14 protein-coding genes are annotated in these 14,172 nt (G+C 69.9%); 9 read left to right on the top strand and 5 right to left on the bottom strand.

Annotated features, from left to right (window positions below; all coding sequences use genetic code 11):
- Positions 1–96 precede the first annotated feature (96 nt).
- From ACH4S9_RS06680 to ACH4S9_RS06650, 7 genes are all read left to right on the top strand, one after another.
- On the top strand, positions 97–810 hold the full coding sequence (locus ACH4S9_RS06680) for an FCD domain-containing protein (protein WP_311724803.1): 714 nt from the start codon (positions 97–99) through the stop codon (positions 808–810).
- A 249-nt stretch (positions 811–1,059) separates the two neighbouring features.
- Positions 1,060–1,389 (top strand): hypothetical protein, encoded by a 330-nt coding sequence (locus ACH4S9_RS06675; RefSeq protein ID WP_311724802.1) that lies wholly within the window; start codon positions 1,060–1,062, stop codon positions 1,387–1,389.
- Positions 1,390–1,408: 19 nt separating this feature from the next.
- Positions 1,409–1,963: a hypothetical protein gene (locus ACH4S9_RS06670; protein WP_311724801.1), complete on the top strand. Its 555-nt coding sequence runs from the start codon at positions 1,409–1,411 to the stop codon at positions 1,961–1,963.
- Between the two features lie 354 nt (positions 1,964–2,317).
- Complete coding sequence (locus ACH4S9_RS06665; protein WP_311724800.1) at positions 2,318–2,812, top strand: hypothetical protein; 495 nt, start codon at positions 2,318–2,320, stop codon at positions 2,810–2,812.
- Between the two features lie 82 nt (positions 2,813–2,894).
- On the top strand, positions 2,895–3,266 hold the full coding sequence (locus ACH4S9_RS06660; RefSeq protein WP_398370197.1) for a hypothetical protein: 372 nt from the start codon (positions 2,895–2,897) through the stop codon (positions 3,264–3,266).
- 338 nt (positions 3,267–3,604) lie between these two features.
- The gene (locus ACH4S9_RS06655; RefSeq protein WP_398370195.1) at positions 3,605–5,479 is read left to right on the top strand and encodes a glycoside hydrolase family 15 protein; all 1,875 of its coding nucleotides are present in this window, start codon (positions 3,605–3,607) and stop codon (positions 5,477–5,479) included.
- A gap of 6 nt (positions 5,480–5,485) precedes the next feature.
- Positions 5,486–6,874, top strand: a complete 1,389-nt coding sequence (locus ACH4S9_RS06650) for an MFS transporter (protein ID WP_398370193.1) — start codon at positions 5,486–5,488, stop codon at positions 6,872–6,874.
- 32 nt (positions 6,875–6,906) lie between these two features.
- Here ACH4S9_RS06650 and ACH4S9_RS06645 read toward each other — a convergent pair whose 3' ends face one another.
- The 5 genes from ACH4S9_RS06645 to ACH4S9_RS06625 all read right to left on the bottom strand — a co-directional run bounded on the left by ACH4S9_RS06645 (position 6,907) and on the right by ACH4S9_RS06625 (position 11,700).
- Positions 6,907–7,713, bottom strand: coding sequence for a nucleotidyltransferase domain-containing protein (locus tag ACH4S9_RS06645; protein ID WP_398370191.1), 807 nt, complete (start codon positions 7,711–7,713; stop codon positions 6,907–6,909).
- Between the two features lie 120 nt (positions 7,714–7,833).
- On the bottom strand, positions 7,834–8,175 hold the full coding sequence (locus ACH4S9_RS06640) for a nuclear transport factor 2 family protein (protein ID WP_311724793.1): 342 nt from the start codon (positions 8,173–8,175) through the stop codon (positions 7,834–7,836).
- A 168-nt stretch (positions 8,176–8,343) separates the two neighbouring features.
- Positions 8,344–9,462, bottom strand: coding sequence for an NADH:flavin oxidoreductase (locus tag ACH4S9_RS06635; protein ID WP_398370189.1), 1,119 nt, complete (start codon positions 9,460–9,462; stop codon positions 8,344–8,346).
- 40 nt (positions 9,463–9,502) lie between these two features.
- Positions 9,503–11,083, bottom strand: coding sequence for an MDR family MFS transporter (locus tag ACH4S9_RS06630; RefSeq protein WP_398370187.1), 1,581 nt, complete (start codon positions 11,081–11,083; stop codon positions 9,503–9,505).
- A gap of 17 nt (positions 11,084–11,100) precedes the next feature.
- Positions 11,101–11,700, bottom strand: a complete 600-nt coding sequence (locus ACH4S9_RS06625; RefSeq protein WP_385339275.1) for an NADPH-dependent FMN reductase — start codon at positions 11,698–11,700, stop codon at positions 11,101–11,103.
- 119 nt (positions 11,701–11,819) lie between these two features.
- Here ACH4S9_RS06625 and ACH4S9_RS06620 point away from each other — a divergent pair, with 119 nt between their 5' ends.
- Together ACH4S9_RS06620 and ACH4S9_RS06615 are read left to right on the top strand one after the other, a co-directional pair.
- Entirely contained in the window at positions 11,820–12,557 is a 738-nt protein-coding gene (locus tag ACH4S9_RS06620; RefSeq protein WP_398370184.1) for a TetR/AcrR family transcriptional regulator, read from the top strand.
- Positions 12,558–12,669: 112 nt separating this feature from the next.
- Entirely contained in the window at positions 12,670–14,169 is a 1,500-nt protein-coding gene (locus ACH4S9_RS06615; RefSeq protein WP_398370182.1) for a PQQ-binding-like beta-propeller repeat protein, read from the top strand.
- The last annotated feature ends 3 nt before the right edge of the window (positions 14,170–14,172 follow it).

Here is a 14,172-nt window from a genome sequence, read left to right as displayed (position 1 = left end):
CCCTGGGAAGCCATGAGCGCTCCTGGGAAGCTATGACCCTCCGCGAAAGCGATAAGACGACCCTCCCTGAAAGTCGCTCCCTGAAAGGTGAACCGGATGCCGCTGGGCGCCCTCCGTCCCACTCCCCTGGTCGACCAGGCGGCCGCGCGGCTGCGCGAGGAGATCACCGGGGGCCATTGGCCGGTCGGCACCAGGCTCCCCGGCGAGACCACCCTGGCCAAGACGCTGGGCGTGGGCCGCTCCACCGTGCGCGAGGCGGTGCGCGCCCTGGCCGGAGCGGGGCTGGTCCAGGCCCGACAGGGCTCCGGGGTCTTCGTCATCGCCACCGAGCCCGCCGAGGACTGGCCGGCCCGGCTCCGCCGCGCGGCCGTCACGGACGTGTTCGAGGTGCGCATGCTGGTCGAGGTGCAGGCCGCCCGGCTGGCCGCGCTGCGCCGCACCGACGCCGACCTCACCGCCCTCGGCGCGGCCCTGGACGCCCGGAGCGCCGCCGCCGCGGGCGACGACGCCTCGTTCGTCGACGCCGACATCGCGCTGCACGCGGCGGTGGTCGGCGCCGCGCACAACCCCGTGCTCACGGACCTGTTCGCCGAGTTCGCCCCCCGGCTGCGGCAGGGCCTGATCGACCTGGTGGACCTGCTCGCCCTGCGGACCGGAGCGGCCGGGACGCCGAACCCGGGCGACGAGGCCCACACCGCGCTGGTCCGGGCCATCGAGCGGGGAGACGCGGAGACGGCGGGCCGCGTGCTCCAGGCCGAGCTGGAGCAGACCCTGACCCGGCTGCGCGACGGCGACGGCCGCCTCGGCTGAGCGACACCGCGCTGACGGCCAGGGGACGGCGGCCATCCGGTCGGTGAGCGCGCGCTTCTGCCCCTCGGTGTCGTATCAGCGATCGAACCCCGCTGACGAATCGAGGCCGATTTTGCCCGGCCGCAGCCGGAGTGATGTCATCCGATTCGGCTAGCATGCGTTTTTATTCGCGATGTGGTGCGGCGGGCCAGGGGAGGGACGGCCGCAGCGCCGGGCGCGCTGATGTCCTCTTCGGGAGGTAACGGGGAAATGTCGTTCGACAGCGAGTGGTCTCAGCTCAAGGCGGACGCGGCCGGGCAGCAGAGCGCCCATACGCGACTCAACCAGCTTGCCGCGGCCGGCGGGGGCGAGGACGGCGGCAAGGCCTCCGATCTCATCGTTCACCAGGACGACTTGGGCGCCGTGGGGCACGAGGCCTTCGTTCTGCACGGGGAGCTCCAGATGTGCGCCCATATCTCCAATCACCTGGACCACTCGAAGAAGAGTCACGCGAACGACGACGAACTGATCGCGGCCTCGCTCCGAAACCGGGACGGCTCGGCCGTCAGCGTTTCCGAGATATCCAAGATGGTGAAGTAGCGGAAACGGGGGAATGACGATGGGGACTCTCACTTACACGGATCTCGTCGGGGTCGATCTGGGAAAGCTCAGTACCGCGGTCACGGACTGGAAGTCCGTTGTCGATGGTTTGAAGAAGCTGGTGAGCGATGCGCGTTCGGGACTGCTGAAGAAGTCGGAGGGTGCGCGGTGGGCTGGGCTCAACGCGACCGTCACGCATGAATTCGTCAAGAAGACCGTGAAAGAGTTCGAGGACCTGTACAAGGAGGCCAACAGCATCTGGGTCATCCTGGACGACGGGCATTCCGAGCTGACCAAGATTCAGTCCAAAGTCAAGTGGCTCGTCGCAAGGGCGCAGGAAGACGGGTTCACGGTCTCCGACGACTCCGACGGCACCGTGAGTTTCCATGAGTCCGGGGAGGGCGGGTCGCGGTGGTCACTGGACTCCACGCAGTCGTACACCGAAGCCGTCAATCATGAAATGCGCCGGGCCGTCACGACCGACCTTCTGGTCAAGCGCGCACTGGCCAAGATCCACGGCGGAGACCCGTCCGACGCGGGCCACACCCAGTACCACACTCTGCTGGACGTATAACGGGGGAGTCGCGACGGTGGAGCCCGGTGGCCATGGGAAGCCCAAGGTGTCTGCGCGCGCACGACCGGAGGGGCCGGTGCCGGGTCGGCGCCGGCCCACGTCCCCGCCGACGCCGCCCTGCGCCCTCCCCCGCCCCTCCCCAGCGGACGGCGGCCATCCGGCCGGCGAGCGCCCGCTTCCGCCCCTCGATGTCGCGGTGGTCGATCCGCTGCTCCTGGGGCCCGGCCGCAGCCGGAATGATGTCATCCGATTCAGCTGGCATGCGTTTTTATTCGCGATGTGGCGCGGCGAGCCAGGGGAGCGACGGCCGCAACACCGGACGCGCTGATGTTCTTTACGGGAGGTAACGGGGAAATGTCCTTCGATAGCGAGTGGTCTCAGCTCAAGGCCGAAGCAGCCGGGCAGCAGAGCGCCCATACGCGACTCAACCAGCTTGCCGCGGCCGGCGGGGGCGGCGGGGGCGAGGACGGCGGCAAGGCCTCCGATCTCATCGTTCACCAGGACGACTTGGGCGCCGTGGGGCACGAGGCCTTCGTCCTGCACGGGGAGCTCCAGAAGACGGCCGACATCGCCGGGGCCGGGGCGGACAAGGACGGCGTGGGGTCGTCCATGCAGTCGGCCAAGGCGCTGAGCGACCATAACTTCACCATGGGCGACGAGTTGAGCACGACGGTGTCCGTCTGGACTTCCCAGGTGAATACCATGTTGCAGATGTGCGCCCATATCTCCAATCACCTGGACTACTCGAAGAAGAGTCACGCGAACGACGACGAACTGATCGCGGCCTCGCTTCGACACCGGGACGGCTCGGCCGTCAGCGTTTCCGAGATATCCAAGATGGTGAAGTAGCGGAAACGGGGGAATGACGATGGGGACTCTCACTTAAACGGATCTCGTCGAGGTCGATCTGGGAAATCTCATGATCGCGGCCATGGACTGGAAGACCGTTGTCGATGGTTTGAAGAAGCTGGTGAGCGATGCGCGTTCGGGACTGCTGAAGAAGTCGGAAGGTGTGCGGTGGGCTGGGCTCAACGCGACCGTCACGCATGAATTCGTCCGCAAGACCGCGAAAGAGTTCGAGGACCTGCACAAGGAGGCCGGCAGCAGCTATGCCGTCCTGGACGACGCGTATGACCAGCTGACTGCGAGTCAGGACAAAGTCAAGGGGATCGTCAGAGACGCGGAGGTCCACGGGTTCAAGGTCTCCGACAACTCCGACGGCACCGTGCGTTTCGTCGGCGGGCGGCCTCCTGGAGCACTTCCACGAGGACAACGTGGGGTCCCGGGTAGCCGGTCCGGGTGATGGTCGGGGCGCACGACACGAGATCGCGTTCCGCACGGAAGATCGCCACCTGCAATCCCGAGGGATGCTGGAGGGCCGCGACGCCGTCGCCGAAGACGTACTCCGCGCCATCCCGGGTCCGCTCGTACAGCAGCCCCGTCAGGTCCTCGCGCAGTGGGCCGGTGCGCCGCGTCGCGCGGAAGCCGTACGGGCGCGCGGAAGCCGTACGGGCGCTGGGGTGCAAACCCTCGCAAACCGGAGCAAGCTGGGGACGGGCGGGAGAACAACGACCGGCCGTACGGTGGGCTTGTCTCTCTCCCCCCGGCAGCCCGGGCAGCCCGGGCGAAGGAGGAGTCCCGGTGAACCGCTACCCGCCGATCGCCGATCACGGCATGGTCGGCGATCTTCAGACCGCCGCGTTGGTGTCCTCCGAGGGATCGGTCGACTGGTGGTGTACGCCGCGCTTCGACTCGCCCAGCGTGTTCGCGTCCCTCCTGGACAGCGAGCGGGGCGGCTACTGCCGGCTCGCCGCGGATCTCCCCGGCGGGGACGACGGCGCGGGCACGGTCCGTCAGCTGTATCTGTCCGACACCGCGGTCCTGGTCACCCGGTTCATGGCTCCCGGCGGCGTCGGCGAGGTCGCCGACTTCATGACACCGCTCCAGGGCGCGGCGCCGACCGACCGGCACCGGCTGATCAGGCTCGCGCGGGTGGTGCGGGGCGCGCTGCCGTTCACGCTCGTCTGCCGCCCGCGGTTCGACTACGGGCGTGCGCCGCACACGCTCGCCCGAACCGGCGACCGCTCGGCGGTCTTCCGGGGCCCCGGCACGGATCTGCATCTCCAGGCCTCCGAACAGATCGCTTTGCAGAACGACCGCGGTGACGAGAGCGGCGGCGACATCACGGCCCGCTTCACCCTCCGGGCGGGCGAGATCGCCGCCGTCGTCCTCACCAGCGTCTCCAGCGGCGGGCCCGCCCCGACCCCGCTGTCGTCGAGCGCCATCCGTGACGAGCTGGAGGCCTGCCGCGCCTTCTGGCTCGGGTGGCTGCGCTCCTGCACCTACCGGGGACGCTGGCGGGACATCGTCAACCGCTCGGCGATCACCCTGAAGCTGCTCACCTACGACCCGACCGGGGCATCGATCGCCGCGGCCACCGCGGGGCTGCCCGAGCAGATCGGCGGTGAGCGCAACTGGGACTACCGGTACACCTGGATCCGCGACGCCTCCCTGTCGGCGCGGATCCTGGTCGACCTGGGCTTCGTCCGGGAGGCTCAGGTCTTCCGCGGCTGGCTGCGCGAGCGCATCGGGACCGCGGGCACCGCCTCGGGCGAGCCGCTTCAGATCATGTACCGGGTCGACGGCGACCCCCGCCTCACCGAGGAGACCCTCGGGCACCTCGAGGGCTACCGGGGATCGGCCCCGGTCCGGATCGGCAACGCGGCCGCGGACCAGATCCAGCTCGACATCTACGGCGAGGCGGCCGACACCCTGGCCCGGGCCGGCGACATCGGGGGCCTGCGAGGCTGGCGGGCGTTCTCGTCCATGCTGGACTGGCTCGCCGACGCCTGGGACCGGCCCGATGAAGGGATCTGGGAGACCCGGGGCGGCCGCCAGGACTTCACGTACAGCCGGCTGATGGCCTGGGTCGCCTTCGACCGCGGCATCCGGCTGGCCGCCGAGTACTCCCGCCCCGCCGACACCGCCCGCTGGACACGCGCCCGCGACGCGGTCTTCCACCAGATCGTCGAACGCGGCTGGAGTGCGAAGCGGGAGGCGTTCGTCCAGCACTACAACACCGACGTACTGGACGCATCGCTGCTGCTGATGCCCCGAGTCGGCTTCCTCTCCCCGCGCGACCCCGCATGGCTGACCACTCTCGACGCCATGGACCAGGAACTGGTCAGCGACAGCCTCGTCTACCGCTACAACCCCGAGGCCTCCCCCGACGGGCTGCGCGGCTCCGAGGGCACCTTCAACCTGTGCAGCTTCCTCTACGTCGAGGCGCTCGCCCGGACCGGCCGGCTGACCCAGGCCCGCTACGCCTTCGACAAGATGCTCACCTACGCCAACCACGTCGGTCTGTTCGCCGAGGAGATCGGCCCCTCGGGTGAGCAGCTGGGCAACTTCCCCCAGGCCTTCACGCATCTCGCCCTGGTCGCCGCGGCCATGGCGCTCGACAAACAGCTCGACCAGGCCGAATCCCGGCCGCCGATGACCACCGCACCCATGTGATACGCGATGACCGAAGCAGCAGCCCCGGCCCCGGAACGCCCGCACAGCGCACTGCGAGGGGTACTGGTGCCGCTCGCCCTCGCCCAGTTCATCTGTAGCTTCGCCGGCTCCAACATGAACGTCATGATCAACGACATCAGCAGGGACCTGAACACCAGCGTGCAGGGCGTACAGGTCGCCATCACGGTCTTCCTGCTGGTCATGGCCGCCCTGATGATCCCCGGCGGAAAGCTGACCGACCGCTACGGCCGCAAGCGGTGCTTCCTGGCCGGGCTGATCGTGTACGGCGTCGGCGCGCTGCTGAGCGCGGCCTCCCCCGCCCTGGGCGTGCTCATCCTGGGCAACTCGATCCTGGAAGGCGTCGGCACGGCCCTGCTCATCCCGCCCGTCTACATCCTCACCACGCTCTACTTCACCGAGGTGACCTCACGCGCCCGTGCGTTCGGCGTCATCATGGCGCTGGGCGGCATCGGCGCCGCCGCCGGGCCGCTGATCGGCGGGCTCATCACCTCGACGCTCGGCTGGCGGGCCGCGTTTGTGTTCCAGGCCCTGGTGATCGCGCTCATCGTGCTGCTCAGCCGCCGCGTCCGGGATCCGCTGCCACCGGATCCCACGAGCCCCTTCGACACGCGCGGGGCAGTGCTCTCGGCGGTCGGCCTGGTGCTCCTCGTCATGGGCATCCTGGCCGCCGACAACAACCTCTGGCTGATGCTCGGCCTGCTCGTGCTCGGCGCGCTCGTGCTGGTGTGGTTCTTCCGGTGGGTGCGCGCCAAGGAACGGGCCGGCGAAGAGCCTCTGCTGTCCATGAGCCTGTTCCGCGACCGCACCTCCAACCTCGGCCTCGTCACCCAGAACGTCCAGTGGCTGATGCTCATGGGGACGTCCTTCGTGGTGGCGGCGTACCTCCAGGTCGTACGCGGCTACGACGCGATCCAGACCGGCGTCATCTTCACCGCGGCCACCCTCGGCCTGCTCGCGTCGTCGCTGGCCGCCGAACGCCTGGCGAAGCGACGCGCCCAGCGGACCCTGATCGTGACGGGCTTCGGCGCCACGATCGCCGGCATCGTCATCCTCCTCGCCCTGGTCGGCGGCTCCCCGAGCCCCTGGGCCCTCGCGCCCGGGCTCCTCGTGATCGGACTGGGCCTCGGGCTGATGCTGACCCCCTCGGTCAACATCGTCCAGTCGAGCTTCCCCGAGGAGCAGCAGGGCGAGATCTCGGGCCTCTCACGCAGCGTGTCCAACCTCGGATCCTCGCTCGGCACGGCCATCGCCGGCACGATCCTCGTCGCCAACCTCACCACCCACGCCTACGCGGCCGCGATGAGCACACTCGCGGTCATCGGCGTCCTCGGCCTCACCGCCGCGACCCGCCTTCCCCGGCAGCCGAGTGCCTGAACTGGGCAACGCGGCCGCCGGAGAAACCTCGGCTATGACTCGGCGGCTCCGTGCCCGGCAGATGGGCGCCAGTGCCCGACGTATCCCTCCCGGAGGGGACCGCCCAGCAGCTCCAGCACGCCGCGGGCCGCGGTGGTCAGCGGTGCCGGGTCGGCGCGCTCGGCAACGGCGAGGTGCCCACGGAGCAACTCCCGGCCGAGGACCGGATCGGCCGCGGTCAGGCGCCGGGGCAGCCACTTGCCGGCCCCGTTCCAGGCGCGGCGATGAGCGATCAGGAGATGTGCGGCTTCGTTCAGCGTCCGGTCGGCGATGGCCAGTTGCTCATGGCGGTCACTGCCGAGACCGGTCTCGGCCAAGTCGTCCAGAAGGTCGGTGAGCAGGAAGCGGCCGAGCTCGCTCTCGTTCGGGGTAAGGGGTTCGGGCCCGGCAGCGAGCAGGGCCTGGGCCTCGGCACGCCAGGTTTCGACATGGCCATCCGGGTCGTGCAGCAAGACGGACTCGGCGTAGATGAAGAGCGCGGTCGCCCGGCGGCTGGCCCTGGCTGCCGCGAACACCTCCCCCAAGTCGGCACGGGTGTGCAGGAACACCTCGGCGAGGCGGCCTTCGTGACGGAGCACTTCTCGGCGGCTGATGCCGTCGTCAGGGAGAAGGACAGCGATGTCGAGGTCGCTGCCAGGGGTGGCCCGACCGGAGGCGCTGGACCCGCCGAGCGCGGCACCGAGCGCGTCCGGGTAGCGGGCCAAGACCAGTCTCCGGGCTTCTCGGGCGTACTCAGCGACCGCGCCGGAACCGGTCGTCTCCGGGAAGGTTGTGGGGTCAGGCTGTGACTGGGCATCCATGGCTGCCATCGTTCCAAGCCGACGGGCGAATGTGGGCGTGGAGGTCAATGAGATGGTGCTCGATGCCGCTTCCTCCATCCTGGAGTACGACTTCGACGCGTGACCGGGGGGGTTCGGCGCTCATGTCTCCCGGACCAGGCCGCCGAAGAAGACCTGGGTCTCGGTGAGCCTTCCGTCCCGCACGGTGATCAGCTCGACATTGCGATAGCGTCCGCCGGTCTTCAGTTCGTACTCGTAGAGGAGGAAGACGTCGTCGCCCCCGGCTGGGACCGCTTCCAGGACCTTCTGGTACCGGAGGCGATCGACCGTGGGGAAGCAGCGTTCGAAGAACGCGGCCTTGTCGATGTGGTCGTCCTGCGGGCTCGTGAAGACGAAGTCCTCGGCGATCAGCCGGTCCGCGGTTTCACGGTCCTGTGCGAGATAGCTCTCCATACATGCGCGGACGACATCGACGTTCGCCATAGCTGGTCCTCCTTCCGGGCCGGGTCTGTCTCCTGGCCTCCATATGGGCAGACCGATCCCGTCGCCGGAACTCATCGGTGATGGCCGTCGGCGCGTGAATCACGCGGGTGGGATGCGATGACCCGATCGCCCCACGGGACGGGCGCGCCGACCCGGAGTCGGAGCAGCTCAGTTCAGGGCGGCGAGCAGGCCCACGTGGAAGGGGCTGAGGTCCGCTGTGCGGTCGGTCAGGACCTTGGTGAGCCAGTCGGGGTCGCCGAGCAGGGCGCGGCCGACCGCGGCGAGGTCGAACTCGTCGCGCTCCATCCGGTCGAGCAGTTCTCCGATGCCCGTGACCTCGCCCTGTCGGCCCTGGATCACATCGGTGAACTCGTTGTCGAGGCCGATCGCGCCGACGGAGATCGAAGGCTTGCCCGTGAGCTTCTTCGTCCAGCCTGCGAGGTTGAGGTCGGACCCTTCGAACTCGGGCTGGTGGAAGCGGCGGGTGGAGCAGTGGAAGGCGTCGGCTCCGGCGTCCGCCAGCGGGGCGAGCAGGGCTTCGAGTTCCTGCGGCGAGCGGGCGAGCCTGGCGTCGTAGGCGCCCATCTTCCACTGTGAGAAACGGAGGGTGATCGGGAAACCCGACGAGACCGCCCGGCGGACCGCGGCGATGACTTCGGCGGCGAAACGGGAGCGGGCGACGAGGTTCCCGCCGTAGGCATCGGTACGCCGGTTGGTCCGCTCCCAGAGGAACTGGTCGATGAGATAGCCATGGCCCGCGTGTATCTCCACGCCGTCGAACCCGATCCGCTCGGCGGCTTCGGCAGCCGTGGCATAGGCCGCGACAACATCGTCGATGTCCGTCCGGGTCATCGCCCGGCCGGACTCCGTACCGTCGACGGCGATGCCGGAGGGGCCCATGGGCGGGGCGGCGGGCACGGGCGGGGTGCCGGGTTTGCGGTCCATACCCACATGCCACAGCTGGGACATGATTTTCCCGCCGGCGCTGTGCACCGCGTCCGTCACCCCGGCCCAGCCCGCCAGGGCCTGTTCTCCGTGGATACGGGGGACGCGGTCGCTGCTGCCCGCCGATTCATGGCCGATGTACGTCCCCTCGGTGATGATCAGGCCCACCCCGCCCGCGGCCCGCCGGGCGTAGTACGCCGCCACATCCCCGCCCGGTATGCCGCCGGGCGAGAACTCACGGGTCATCGGCGCCATCACGATCCGGTTGGGGAGGGTGAGGTCGCCCACGGTGAAGGGACGCAGCAGGACATCCTTGGCGCGTGCCGCGGAGGTGCTGGACATGGCTGGTCTGCTTTCTCTGTCGGGGCGGTGTGACAAGGTCTCAGTCCGTCGCCGTCGTCGGGATCCGGGCGCGGTCCGTCTCTTCCGCCGGATCGGACGGCTTGGCGGCCACGTTTCCCCCGACGAACCAGGCGAGGGCGAAAGCGGCCGCGGCGAGGACGGCCGTGCCGATGAGGACGCCGTGCAGTCCGCCGATGAACGCCTCCTGGACGGCGTGGCGCACCTGGGCGGGCATCCTGTCGACCGAGGCCGGGGTCACCTCGCCCGTGGAGGTGAGCCTTTCGGCGGTGCGGTGGCCGAGCCGGTCGGCCAGTTCGGCCGTCATCCGGCCGATGTGTACGGCGCCGAGGGCGGCGACGCCGAGTGAGCCGCCGATCGTACGCAGCAGGGTGACGGTGCCGGTGGCGGCGCCCATGTCGCGCGGCGGGGCGGTGTTCATCGTGGTGAGCAGCGTGCTCTGCATCAGCATGCCGACGCCGGCGCCGAACACCAGGGGGAGGGCCGAGGCGGCGAACACCGGGGTGCCGGTGTCGAGCAGGAGCAGCAGGAACACGCCGGTGACGGTGAGGGCGGCGCCGGTGATCGGCACCACGCGTTCCAGACCGCCCCGGTCCATCAGCCGGCCGGTGATGAGCTGCGCCGCCAGCATGCCCATCATCAGGGGCAGGCCCTGCATGCCGCTGACGGTGGAGGAGGAGCCCTGCACGAACTGCATGTACTGGGGCAGGTAGTTCGCCACCGTGATCAGCGCGGCGCCGACCAGGAAGCTGAGGACCTGGGCGAGGGCGAAGTCACGGCTGCGGAACAGCCGCAGCGGGATGACGGGCTCCGTCGCGCGCCGTTCCACCCGGAGGAACGCCGCGAGGGCCGCGGCGGCCACCGCGCCGAGCAGCACGATCTGCGGTGAGGCCCAGCCGTAGCGGGTGCCGCCCCAGCCGGCCAGCAGGGTGAGGGACAGGATGGCGGCGGTCAGCAGGGCCGTACCGGGGTAGTCGATCCGTCCGCCGGCGCGCGCTTGTGGCAGCCGTACGCCCTTGCCGACGGCGAGCAGCGCGGCGATACCGAAGGGCACGTTGACGTAGAAGACCCAGCGCCAGTCCAGGACGTCGGTGATGAATCCGCCGAGCAGCGGCCCGCCGACGAAGGCGACGGGCAGCATCACGCCGATCATCGACTGGACGCGGCCGCGTTCCTGAGCGGGGATCAGTACGCCGATGACGGACATCGCACCGACCATGAGACCGCCGGCCCCGAGGCCCTGGGCGGCGCGGAAGGCGATGAGTTGTCCCATGTTCTGCGCGAGCCCGCACAGGACGGTGCCGATCAGGAAGAGCACCACGGACCAGAGGTAGGCGCCTTTGCGGCCGTAGAGGTCGCCGAGTTTGCCCCAGATCGGGGTGGTCGCGGCCAGGGTGAGCAGGTAGGACGTGACGGCCCAGGAGAAGTGGTCGAGGCCGCCCAGGTCGCCGACGATGGTCGGCAGTGCGACGCCGACGATCTGCCCGTCGAGTGTGGCGAGGAAGATGCCGAGCATCAGGCCGAAGATGCCCAGGTAGGGAGGGTTCCGCCGGGCGGGAGGGGGCGTGTCCCCCGGGTCGCCGGTCGTGGCGTCGCCGGTCATGGCCGCGCTCCCCCGCCTCAGCCGGTATACGGGCGGGCGGCGCGGGCGTCCCGCAGCGCCAGCCCCCACCAGGCCAGCTGGTCGAGCAGGGACTTGGCCGCGGCGTCGCACTCCGGGTCCAGGGGCTTGCCGTCCGCGTCGAACTTGTCGCCGTAGTTGTGGAAGCTGACGGTGTTGCGGATGGTCACCGCGTGCAGTTCGGCGAGGACGCCCCGCAGGTGTTCGACGGCGCGCAGGCCGCCGGAGATGCCGCCGTAGGAGACGAAAGCGACCGGCTTGGCGTGCCACTGCGGGTTGTGCCAGTCGATCGCGTTCTTCAGGGCCGCCGGGTAGCTGTGGTTGTACTCCGGGGTGACGATGACGAACGCGTCGGCCGCCGCCAGGCGCGGAGCGACGGCGCCGAGCAGCGCCACATCCTCCTCCGACGGCTGCTGCCCGAACGCCGGCATGACGGTCGGCACCGGGGTCTCGACCAGGTCGACAAGGTCGGCCTCCATGTCCTCGCGCTGGGCGATGTGGCCGGCCGTCCACTCGGCCACCACGGGCCCGAAGCGGCCGTCCCGGGTGCTGCCGACGAGGACCGCCACCCGCAGGGGGCCGTCGTTGAGGTCGTTCATGGAGAGGCTCCGTTCGATGTGTACAACGTATCCGTCGAGATACAACGTACGCATGACTGTGTACGTTGTCCACTCATGAATACTCTGTACACTGGGCGGTCCTGAAAGGAGCTCACCCCATGCCCCCTCGGAAAAAGCCGGAGCGGTCCGAGCGGCCGGAGCCCGCCTTCCTGTGGGAGCGGCTGGACCGCCCGGCCCCCGCCCCGCGCTCCACGCTCACCCCCCGGCGTATCGCCCAGGCCGCGGTGGCGATCGCCGACGCGGAAGGCCTCGACGCCGTCACCATGCGCCGCCTCGCGACCGATCTGGGGGTCGCCCCGATGGCCGCGTACCGCTATGTGTCGGGCAAGGACGAGCTCCTCGAGCTGATGGTCGACCATGTCTACGGCGAGATGACGCCGCCCGAGGGCGCCAAGGACTGGCGGCAGGCCGCGCGGGCGCTCGCCCAGCGCACCAGGGCGGTGCTCCTCCAGCACCCCTGGGTGGCCCGCGCGGCGGTGTTCACGCTGACCCCGAACCAAGTGGCCGTGGTCGAAAGCGCCCTCGCCTCGCTCGCCGAGCTCGATCTGGACGTCGACACGATGATGGCGGTCTGCCGCGCCGTGGACTCCTATGTGAAAGGCGCCGTGGACCGGGAGATCGGCCTCGCGGAGCTGATGCAGGAGCAGGGGTGGTCCAGCGCCGACGAGACGCGCATCGCCCTCGCCCCGCGCATGAGCTGGCTGATGAACACCGGCCGGTACCCGACATACGCCCGCTACATCAACGAGGCGACCCGCAAGGACGACGCGCAGTGGCAGTTCGAGATCGGGCTCGACGCCGTCCTCGACGGGATCGCGGCCCGCTTGGGGATCTGAGCCATGAGCGCGCGGAGGCGGAGTCCGGCCGGCCGCCCCGCCCTTGGCGCAACGTACAACTGGTACCACGTGCAACGCTTCGGCGCCTGTCGTCGTCTCTTCAAACGGGCACATGACGTGGCCCGGTCATGACTGGACGGGGGTCGGAACGGTGACATACGAGGGCGGCAACGAGGACGGACAGCCGGCGAACCAGCGGCCACCCGTACCGCCGAGACCCCCGACCCCGCCCGCCGCCGGGCCACAGCCCACGCTGCCCGCCTATCCGCAGCAGCAGCCCGGCGGGCCCGGGGGTGCCCCCGGGGCCGCCCCGGGCCCGCCGTGGCCGACTCCCCCGCCGCCCCCGCGGCGCGGCGGGGGCAGGGTCACGGCCATCCTCGCCATCGTCGTGCTGCTGCTGGCAGGCGGCATCGCGGTCGCGCTGTTCGAGCACGACCGCTCCGGCGACCCGGCGGCGAAGAAGTCATCGCGTCCGGCCCACGCCCTGCGGCAGAAGTGGGAGACTCGGCTGCCCGACGCGCACGTCCGCGGCACCCTCAGCGGACTGCCCGCCCTCTGGACCACCTCGCGCGGCCCCGTCTACGCCGACGACAACGGCGTACGCGCCTTCGACCCCGAAACCGGCAGGACGCTGTGGACGGTGCGAACGCCGAAGGGGGCGAGCGAGGTCTGTGCCATAGCCCCGCGCCCGAACTCCGACGGTGTCGGCGCCGCCGTCTATGACGCCGGCGGCGATGACTGCGCGTACCTCGTCGTCTTCGACACGGACACCGGACGGACCCTGTGGTCCAAGAACCTGGCGCGCGACAGCAAATCCCTCACGCCGCATGTCGAGGTCGGCGAGGACGTGGTGGTCGCGGGGATCGGCCCGGTGTCGGCCTATGCCATCTCCGGGGGCGAGAAGAAGTGGACGCTGACGTCACGCGGCCGCGACTGCGGGACCGACATCGCGTGGTCCGCCGGCTATCTGGCCGCCTCCAGCAGTTGCAGCGACGTCACGCCGGAAAACCAGCTGAGCATCCTGGATCTACGGGACGGAGATGCCGACTCCTGGAAGTTCCCGAACGAGAAGCGGGACGTGGAGCTGGTGGTGGGGAACGACCCGCTGACGCTCATGCTCGCCGAGGAAGAAGACAGCAACGACACCAAGCGCTATCTCCAGACCTATACGAAGGACGGAAAGCCCGACAAGACCTTCCCGATGACGGGCAAGCGCAAGAACCTCCAGTTCGACCCCACGGCCACCGCCGTCGGGGACGACTCGGTACTGCTGTCCTCCTACGACAACACCTCGGGCCTGGGGGCCACCGACCTCAGGACCGGCACGGTGCTGTGGTCCAAGGCGGACACGATCCAGGTCGGCCTGGAGTCCGGCAAGGTGCTCGCCGTGAAGGCCCCCGAGCAGCCGGGGCAGGATCCGAACGTCGTCTCCATCGGGCTGCGGGACGGCAAGGAGGAGCCCCGGGGCCTGCTCCTCACCCCCCGGCACTCGCTGAGCCGCGTACAGAGCCTGACCGCCGGCGTGTGGGGAGGCACGCTCTACGTGGTCAACCAGGAGATCGACGACCCGAAGGGCGGGCGAGTGCTGCGCGCCTTCGACATCAGCGGGTGACAC

The sequence above is a fragment of the Streptomyces sp. NPDC021225 genome (assembly GCF_044332865.1).
Classification (GTDB): Bacteria; Actinomycetota; Actinomycetes; order Streptomycetales; family Streptomycetaceae; genus Streptomyces.
Note: the sequence above shows the minus strand (reverse complement) of the source record. Positions and strands in the feature narration are given on the sequence as shown.

Bases quoted from the DNA above. Each gene is read 5' to 3' on its own strand.
- ACH4S9_RS06615 (WP_398370182.1), top strand. From the start codon at position 12,670: ATGACGTGGCCCGGTCATGACTGGACGGGGGTCGGAACGGTGACATAC.
- ACH4S9_RS06635 (WP_398370189.1), bottom strand. From the start codon at position 9,462: ATGTCCAGCACCTCCGCGGCACGCGCCAAGGATGTCCTGCTGCGTCCC.
- ACH4S9_RS06650 (WP_398370193.1), top strand. From the start codon at position 5,486: ATGACCGAAGCAGCAGCCCCGGCCCCGGAACGCCCGCACAGCGCACTG.
- ACH4S9_RS06620 (WP_398370184.1), top strand. From the start codon at position 11,820: ATGCCCCCTCGGAAAAAGCCGGAGCGGTCCGAGCGGCCGGAGCCCGCC.
- ACH4S9_RS06625 (WP_385339275.1), bottom strand. From the start codon at position 11,700: ATGAACGACCTCAACGACGGCCCCCTGCGGGTGGCGGTCCTCGTCGGC.
- ACH4S9_RS06645 (WP_398370191.1), bottom strand. From the start codon at position 7,713: ATGGATGCCCAGTCACAGCCTGACCCCACAACCTTCCCGGAGACGACC.
- ACH4S9_RS06670 (WP_311724801.1), top strand. From the start codon at position 1,409: ATGGGGACTCTCACTTACACGGATCTCGTCGGGGTCGATCTGGGAAAG.
- ACH4S9_RS06665 (WP_311724800.1), top strand. From the start codon at position 2,318: ATGTCCTTCGATAGCGAGTGGTCTCAGCTCAAGGCCGAAGCAGCCGGG.
- ACH4S9_RS06640 (WP_311724793.1), bottom strand. From the start codon at position 8,175: ATGGCGAACGTCGATGTCGTCCGCGCATGTATGGAGAGCTATCTCGCA.
- ACH4S9_RS06660 (WP_398370197.1), top strand. From the start codon at position 2,895: ATGGACTGGAAGACCGTTGTCGATGGTTTGAAGAAGCTGGTGAGCGAT.
- ACH4S9_RS06630 (WP_398370187.1), bottom strand. From the start codon at position 11,083: ATGACCGGCGACGCCACGACCGGCGACCCGGGGGACACGCCCCCTCCC.
- ACH4S9_RS06675 (WP_311724802.1), top strand. From the start codon at position 1,060: ATGTCGTTCGACAGCGAGTGGTCTCAGCTCAAGGCGGACGCGGCCGGG.
- ACH4S9_RS06680 (WP_311724803.1), top strand. From the start codon at position 97: ATGCCGCTGGGCGCCCTCCGTCCCACTCCCCTGGTCGACCAGGCGGCC.